The sequence below is a fragment of the Pseudofrankia coriaricola genome (assembly GCF_001854805.1).
Taxonomy (GTDB): Bacteria; Actinomycetota; Actinomycetes; order Frankiales; family Frankiaceae; genus Pseudofrankia.
In genome coordinates this window covers 1-6,978 of the sequence record NZ_MBLO01000141.1, presented here as the reverse complement: position 1 = coordinate 6,978, position 6,978 = coordinate 1, and the positions used below count along the sequence as shown (strand labels likewise).

Sequence of the window (6,978 nt, the reverse complement as noted above, 5' to 3'; positions counted from 1 at the left end):
GGAACATGACGACGTTCCTGTTGGAGAAGGAGCCGGGGTTCGGTACCACCGGTGGGATCACCATTCCCGGCAAGCTCGAGAAGATGGGCTACAAGGGCGTCGAGACCACCGAGATGGTGCTCGACAACCACCGGGTGCCGGCGACGTCGGTTCTTGGCGGGCCCGAGGCGGCCGGCAGGGGCTTCTACCAGATGATGGACGGCGTCGAGGTCGGCCGGGTCAACGTCGCCGCCCGCGCCTGCGGAATCATGATCCGCGCCTTCGARCTGGCGATCGCCTACGCCCAGCAGCGCAGGACGTTCGGCCACCAGATCGCCGACCACCAGGCGATCGCGTTCAAGCTGGCCGAGATGGCGACCAAGGTCGAGGCCGGCCACCTGATGATGGTCAGCGCCGCCCGCAAGAAGGACCGGGGCGAGCGCAACGACGTCGAGGCCGGCATGGCGAAGTACCTCGCCAGCGAGTACTGCCACGAGGTCACCACCGACGCCTTCCGCATCCACGGCGGCTACGGCTACTCGAAGGAGTACGAGATCGAGCGGCTGTTCCGCGAGGCGCCGTTCATGCTGATCGGCGAGGGCACGTCCGAGGTCCAGAAGCGCATCATCAGCCGCGCCCTGCTCAAGGAGTACGAGATCCATCACCAGTAGCGGTGTCCCACCGCCGCCGCGCATAGTGGACTTCCACGTGATCGGGTGAGGCACAAAGCTTGTGCCCGCAGCGCTGTCTGTCCGCAGGCCTCGAGACCGCCCTGACCGATGCCCTTGCGGCACCAGCGCGCCACGAGCACGGCCTGCACCATGAGTCCAACCGCGCGAGCGCGGCCGCCTCCACCCTCCAGAGCCAACCCGACGGCCGATCAGCCGGCCGCCCCGGACGACCGCGCTGGACCTTGCCAGCCAGGACCGCTCCATCGCCCCGGCCTGGCTTTCCACGACCTTCATCCGCCGCTCGTCCGGCAGGGTTCAACGGCTCGTCCACAGCTCTCGGGTCCTCTCGGGGCGTTGGCCGGGCTTTGGGTTGCTGCCCAGCACCTGGCATCGGAACGAAGCAAGCCTGATCGCCCTCTTTGACCCGGGATGCGAGAACTGTGAGAAGGAGCTAGCTGATGAACCACACATCTCTAGGAGGGCTCGACGTCTCCCGGATCGGCCTGGGCGCCATGACCTACACCAGCAGCGGCGGCCTCGACGACGCCGAGTCAGCCCGGAGCAGTTCCGGGCGCGGCTGGAGACGAACTTCTTCGGCCCCGTGTTGTGGCCCGGGCGATCTTGCTGGTGGAGCGCTGGCAGCGGCTCGGCCAGATGATCACGATCACCTGACCGAGGGTCTGATCTCGCAGGAGAACTGCGCCGCCTAGGCCTCGTCGAAGCTCGCTTTTGGAGGGCTGGATGGAGTCGTTGCGGTTAGACCCCGCCCCGTGCGGCATCTCGATGATGTCAGCCGGGCTTCTTCCGCCGAGTCGCTGGTCGAGGACTCGTCGACGATCTGGCCCGAGCCGCAGATCGACGACCACGCTGAGTGCGCCAACCAGACCATCGAGGGGTGGAGGAGCACGAACGGTCAGAAGGGCGGCGACCGGGCCATGCTGGCCCAGGCCCTCGTCGCCCTCTCCGACGCCGGGGGCCTGCCGCTGCGTTTCTTCGCCACCGTCCAGGGCCAGATGGACGTGCACCGCGAGCTGTCCGCATCGCTCTCCTACGACGCCTGAGATCTCCAGGGACGCACTGCTGTCCGAGCCGGCGGCCTCACCCACGAAACAAGGGACACCACGCATGACGTCAAAACTCACCGGAACCATTGCCATCGTCACCGGTGCCAGCAGCGGCATCGGCGAGGCGACCGCCCGCCGTCTCGCGTCCGAGGGCGCGATTGTCGCGGTTCTCGCGCGCCGCAAGGACCGCCTCGACACCCTCGTCACCGAGATCCAAACCGCCGGCGGCGCCGCCTTGGCCGTAGCGGCGGATATCACCGACCGCGCACAGGCCGAGCAGGCCGTGAAGACCGTCGTCGATCAGCTCGGTCGCCTCGACATTCTGGTCAACAACGCCGGCCTCATGCTCCTGGGCTCGGTCGTCGGGGCGGACGTCGAGGAGTGGGAGCGGATGATCGCGATCAACCAGAAGGGCCTCCTCTACGTCACGAACGCGGCCCTGCCGCACTTGCTGACGGCCGCCGCGGACGATCTGCGTGGGGTGGCCGACATCGTCAACATCAGCTCGATCGCGGGCCGCGTCGCCTGGGCGAACTACGGCGTCTACAACATGACCAAGTTCGGCGTGAACGGCTTCACCGAGGCCCTGCGCCAGGAGGTCACGAAGAAGTACGTGCGCGTCGGCGTGCTCGAGCCCGGCGCGGTCGCCACCGAACTCGTGTCGCACAACAACGAGACGGTCCGCAACGAGCTCGCGGCCTCGGACGCGATCCCGGAACCGCTGGAGCCGGAGGACATCGCCGAGGCCATCGAGTTCATGGTCACCCGGCCTCGCCGCTCGTCGGTCTCCGGGCTGTGGGCTATGCCCACCTCGCAGGCCTGAACGCCACAAGAAGGAGAATCCGATGAAGAACGCACATCTCGGGACCCTGGAGGTCTCCCGCATCGGCCTCGGCGCGATGACCATGGCCGGTACCTACACCTCCGAGGGCGCTCTGGACAACGACGAGTCGATCCGCGCGATCCACCGCGCGCTCGATCTCGGCGTCACGCACATCGACACCGCGGAGATCTACGGACCCTTCCTCAGCGAAGAGATCGTCGGACAGGCGGTCAAGGGCCACCGCGACCAGGTGAAGATCGCCACGAAGTTCGGTCTGGTCTCGCATTCGGGCGGTGGCCCTGGTGTCGTGGACAGCAGCGCCGGGAACGTGCAGGCCGCCGTCGAAGGCTCGTTGCGGCGTCTGGGCACGGACCACATCGATCTCTACTACCAGCATCGAGTGGATCGCGGCACGCCGATCGAGGAGACCGCGCAGGCGGTCGCCGACCTGATCGCGGAAGGCAAGGTGCTGCACTTCGGGCTCTCCGAGGCGTCGCCGGCAACGATTCGGCGCGCTCACGCTGTGCAGCCGGTGTCGGCGCTGCAGACGGAGTACTCACTGTGGACCCGCGACGTGGAAGCGGAGATCCTGCCGCTGCTGCGCGAGCTCGGGATCGGATTCGTGCCGTACTCGCCGCTCGGCCACGGCCTGCTGACCGGTCAGATCCGCTCCGTCGACGACTTCGCCGATGACGACTGGCGCAAGACCAACCCGCGCTTCATCGGCGAGAACTTCCAGCGCAACCTGGCCATCGTCGACACCGTCACGGCGATCGGCGCGGAGATCGGCGCGACCCCGGCGCAGACCGCCCTGGCCTGGATTCTCACCCGCGGCGACGACATCGCACCGATACCCGGCACCCGTCGTCTCGCCCGCGTCGAGGAGAACACCGCCGCCGACGGCATCGAACTCACCGCAGACCAGACCGAGCGGCTGAATACCCTCGATCCCGCCGCCGGGGAACGCCACGACGAAGCCAACATGGCCTCGATCGACCGCTGACCCGCCGCGCGACAAGTAGGGAGAACAACATGGAGTACACCCGACTGGGTTCCTCCGGTTTGAAGATCAGCCGCATCGCGCTGGGCACGATGGGCTTCGGCGACGGAACGGTCCCGTTCTGGAGCTGGGCGCTGCCCTGGGACCAGGCCAGGCCGTTCTTCGCGCAGGCGCTCGACCTGGGCATCAACTTCTGGGACACCGCCAACGTCTACGGCGGTGGTTCCTCGGAAGAGATCGTCGGAAAGGCTCTCGCAGAAACCCGCCGCGACGACATCGTGCTCGCCACGAAGGTGCACCAGAAGGTCGGCGACGGCCCCGGCGGCGAGGGCTTGTCACGGAAGGCGATTATGGAACAGATCGACCTGTCGCTCGGCCGTCTCGGCACCGACTACGTCGACCTTTATCAGATCCACCGTTTCGACCCGTTCACACCGGTCGAGGAGACGATGGAGGCGCTGCACGACGTCATCAAGTCGGGCAAAGCCCGCTACATCGGGGCGTCGAGCATGTTCGCGTGGCAGTTCGCCAAGATGCAGTACATAGCCGAGGTCCACGGCTGGACGAAGTTCGTCTCCATGCAGGACCAGTACAACCTGGTGCAACGCGGCGAAGAGCAGGAGATGTTCCCGCTGCTCAAGGACCAAGGAGTCGGGAGCCTGCCGTGGAGCCCGCTCGCCGCCGGCGTCGTCGCGCGGCCATGGGGTCAGAACAGCACCACCCGCGGGAAGGACAACCCGCAGACCGACTTCGACGGCCGCCCGCTCTGGGTCGACAGCGACAAGGCCACCATCGACGCGATCGAGAAGATCGCGAAGGACCGTGGAGTCTCGATGGCCACGATCGCACTGGCCTGGGTGCTGAAGAACCCCGTCGTCGACGCCCCGATCGTCGGAGCCACGAAAGAGCACCACCTCACTGACGCCGTCGCCGCGCTGGACACCACCCTCACGACCGACGAGATCACGGCACTCGAAGAGCACTACACCCTCCGTGAACCGACCTACTTCTAAGCTTGTCGTTTAACTACGTCTACGGTCGCAGCAGGCTGGACTCAAGGCGGCGGCAGGCGGGTAGGCCGTTCACCGGGCGGGTGCGCACCGACCGGGCAAAGTGGATCGTCTGTCTGCCCGGGCGGCTGCCGTCCTACATCAGCGTCGAGCAGTACGAGCGGAACATGCAGCGGATGCAGGCCAACCAGTCCCGGGCCGCGGGCCCGGGCCCGGTGCGCGACGGCCCGGCCCTGCTGGCCGGGCTGGTGGTCTGCGCCCGCTGCCGGGGAGGATGACGGTGCGCTACCAGCACGGGCCGTGAGGGCGGCTGCACCCGGCCTACGTGTGCGCCCGAGACAAGAGCGACTACGGCACCCGGCAGTGTCAGCAACTGGCCGGGGGCTGCCTGGACAGCCACGTGACCGGCCTGCTGTTGGCCGCGCTGACCCCGGCCGCGTTAGAGGTCCGGGACGTCGTCCACTCCGCGGCGCGGCTGGTGTAGTCGGCGAACAGCGGTTGCACTTTCTCCAGGTCAAGGCCGTAGGTCACCGGATCGGGGTGCAAGTTGCTCGCACGGGACTCGCCGTTCTCGTGCCACCAACGACGCATGCCGGTCTCGAACTCCGGGGTGACAGGCTCGCCGAGCCAGTCGTAAAGGCGGCGAACCTCGCCGATCGGGTTCCGCTGCGTGGCGCGGAAGTCCAGGTCGAAGAACCGGTGGTCGTTGCCCGCCGCGCGGAAGGCGAGGGCGCGCCGTATCCCGATCGACCAGTGTTCGACGTTGAGCGCGCCGATGTAGTGCCGGTCGACGTCGTCGGTGAACATGCCGCCGATCACCTCGTAGACCTCGGCGGCAGACACGAGGACCTCAGTCGGATCCCCGTGCGTCATCCAGAAACGCGCGTCGGGAAACGCCGCCACCAGATGTTCCAGGAAGATCATATGCGTCGGCGACTTCAGCCGCCACGGCTTCCGATCGCCCCGCCACTGCAAAAGCTTCAACGCCCGCCGCTCATAGTGGTAGGTCGGCGTGAGATCCGCGTCGAGCATCCAGGACGAGTAGGACGGCACCCGCGCGAATGCCTGGAAGTAGTGCGACTTGAAGTCCAGGCCCATCAGGTCCTGGCATTCCTGAGGGCCCGTCGCACTCGTCGGCAACAGGTCACGTATCCGGGGCGTCAGGCGCTCAGTCTCCGATGGGAGTGGAGCCGAGCACCTCGAACTTGGTGGGCTGGCCTTTGTCGTCGAGGGTCGTCGACAGGCCGCCCCGCACACAGACCGCAGGGGTGTCCGGAGCCGCCTTCCCGTTGCACCGGAACCTCAGGCCGGCAACGCCAGGCAGCTCCCGCTCCGGCATTGCCTTGATGGTCGCGATGACGGACTTTGGAGTGATGTCCCCGGAGATGCCCTCGAGAGCTGTCGCGAGGGCGCCGAGCGTCACGAACATGCCCCTGCCGCTGATCGCGGTGTTGTCGATGCCGTGACCGTAGGTCTTGATCACCGCGTCGTACAGCGCTGTGGACGGGTCACTCCCGCCGTTCGGCACGGTAGCGGATACGACCATCCCGCTGAGAACCGAGGCCGGCACGGCCTTGCGGGTCGCGTCGGTGATGCACTGAGAAATTCCGCTGACGGTGCCGTCGTAGCCAACCGCGCGCAGGCCGTTGAAGGCGCTGATGCAGAATCCGTCGTTACCGATGACGAACACGACACCGGGCCGCCCGCTGAGGACATTCTGCATCTGTGGCGTCATGTCGGCGGTGCCGGGCGGTATCGCGACGACCTGGTAGTCGAGACCGGCGTCGGCGAACACCTTGGGGGCCACTTCCTCGGTGGTATGCAGTGCGGCTGGCACGTCGATCACGACCGATGTCACCTTGTGGACTCCCAGCTTCTTGGCGAGGCCGATCGGAAGCTGGAGCAGGGTGTACAGCGGATCACTGAGGGTGAACATCGACTCGCTATCGGCGAGCAGGTCCTGGTTGCTGGAGCCAAAGAACATCGCCGGCAGCTTGGCGTCCGCCAGTGGCTTCCAGATGGTGTCCGCGACCGCCGACTCGGGAATGGCGACGGCGACGACGCCATCCTCGATCATCTGGTTCGCGCAGTCGGCGCCTTTTGCCGGGTCGCCCTGTGTCTCGCATTTGTACAGCTTGATCGGGCGGCCGCCGATACCGGACCGCCGCTCGTTGAGGTAGGCGGCGGCGGCGTCGGCGACGCCGAGCTGGGCGGTGTTGTCGACGGCGGGGGACGCGCCGTCGGAGATGACTCCGATCTTCACCGGCTCGCCGCTCGCGGGCTTCACCGGCCCGAGCACATCGGCGCCCGATGCGGCGGCGGTGCCGGGTCTAGGGGCAATGCCGTGAAGCGTAGTTTGATCTTTCCGGGATGTGGTCATGCTGCGCGTGGGGCGAGCGGGTGGAGCCGGATCGTTGGCGGGCCTGGATGG

The 6,978-nt window shown here is 67.1% G+C and carries 8 protein-coding genes; 6 read left to right on the top strand and 2 right to left on the bottom strand.

The features are described from left to right. From BCD48_RS19825 to BCD48_RS53875, 6 genes are all read left to right on the top strand, one after another. A partial coding sequence (locus tag BCD48_RS19825; protein ID WP_274536556.1) for an acyl-CoA dehydrogenase family protein occupies positions 1-650 on the top strand: 650 nt, incomplete at its 5' end. A 770-nt stretch (positions 651-1,420) separates the two neighbouring features. After that, the gene (locus BCD48_RS19820) at positions 1,421-1,711 is read left to right on the top strand and encodes a hypothetical protein (RefSeq protein WP_071049924.1); all 291 of its coding nucleotides are present in this window, start codon (positions 1,421-1,423) and stop codon (positions 1,709-1,711) included. 64 nt (positions 1,712-1,775) lie between these two features. After that, positions 1,776-2,537 (top strand): SDR family NAD(P)-dependent oxidoreductase, encoded by a 762-nt coding sequence (locus BCD48_RS19815; RefSeq protein ID WP_071049923.1) that lies wholly within the window; start codon positions 1,776-1,778, stop codon positions 2,535-2,537. Between the two features lie 22 nt (positions 2,538-2,559). Next, positions 2,560-3,540 carry an aldo/keto reductase gene (locus BCD48_RS19810; protein ID WP_071049922.1) on the top strand — a complete coding sequence of 327 codons (981 nt, stop codon included), beginning with the start codon at positions 2,560-2,562 and terminating at the stop codon, positions 3,538-3,540. A 29-nt stretch (positions 3,541-3,569) separates the two neighbouring features. Further along, complete coding sequence (locus BCD48_RS19805) at positions 3,570-4,550, top strand: aldo/keto reductase (RefSeq protein ID WP_071049921.1); 981 nt, start codon at positions 3,570-3,572, stop codon at positions 4,548-4,550. 80 nt (positions 4,551-4,630) lie between these two features. Further along, positions 4,631-4,825, top strand: coding sequence for a hypothetical protein (locus BCD48_RS53875; RefSeq protein ID WP_071049920.1), 195 nt, complete (start codon positions 4,631-4,633; stop codon positions 4,823-4,825). 88 nt (positions 4,826-4,913) lie between these two features. Here the strand turns inward: BCD48_RS53875 and BCD48_RS19795 are convergent, their stop codons facing one another. Together BCD48_RS19795 and BCD48_RS19790 are read right to left on the bottom strand one after the other, a co-directional pair. After that, positions 4,914-5,687, bottom strand: coding sequence for a sulfotransferase family protein (locus BCD48_RS19795; protein ID WP_312630367.1), 774 nt, complete (start codon positions 5,685-5,687; stop codon positions 4,914-4,916). Between the two features lie 28 nt (positions 5,688-5,715). Beyond that, complete coding sequence (locus BCD48_RS19790) at positions 5,716-6,834, bottom strand: ABC transporter substrate-binding protein (RefSeq protein ID WP_349308034.1); 1,119 nt, start codon at positions 6,832-6,834, stop codon at positions 5,716-5,718. Positions 6,835-6,978: the final 144 nt, after the last annotated feature.

Coding starts and splice junctions, on each gene's coding strand:
- BCD48_RS19815 (WP_071049923.1), top strand. CDS start 1,776: ATGACGTCAAAACTCACCGGAACCATTGCCATCGTCACCGGTGCCAGC.
- BCD48_RS19810 (WP_071049922.1), top strand. CDS start 2,560: ATGAAGAACGCACATCTCGGGACCCTGGAGGTCTCCCGCATCGGCCTC.
- BCD48_RS19805 (WP_071049921.1), top strand. CDS start 3,570: ATGGAGTACACCCGACTGGGTTCCTCCGGTTTGAAGATCAGCCGCATC.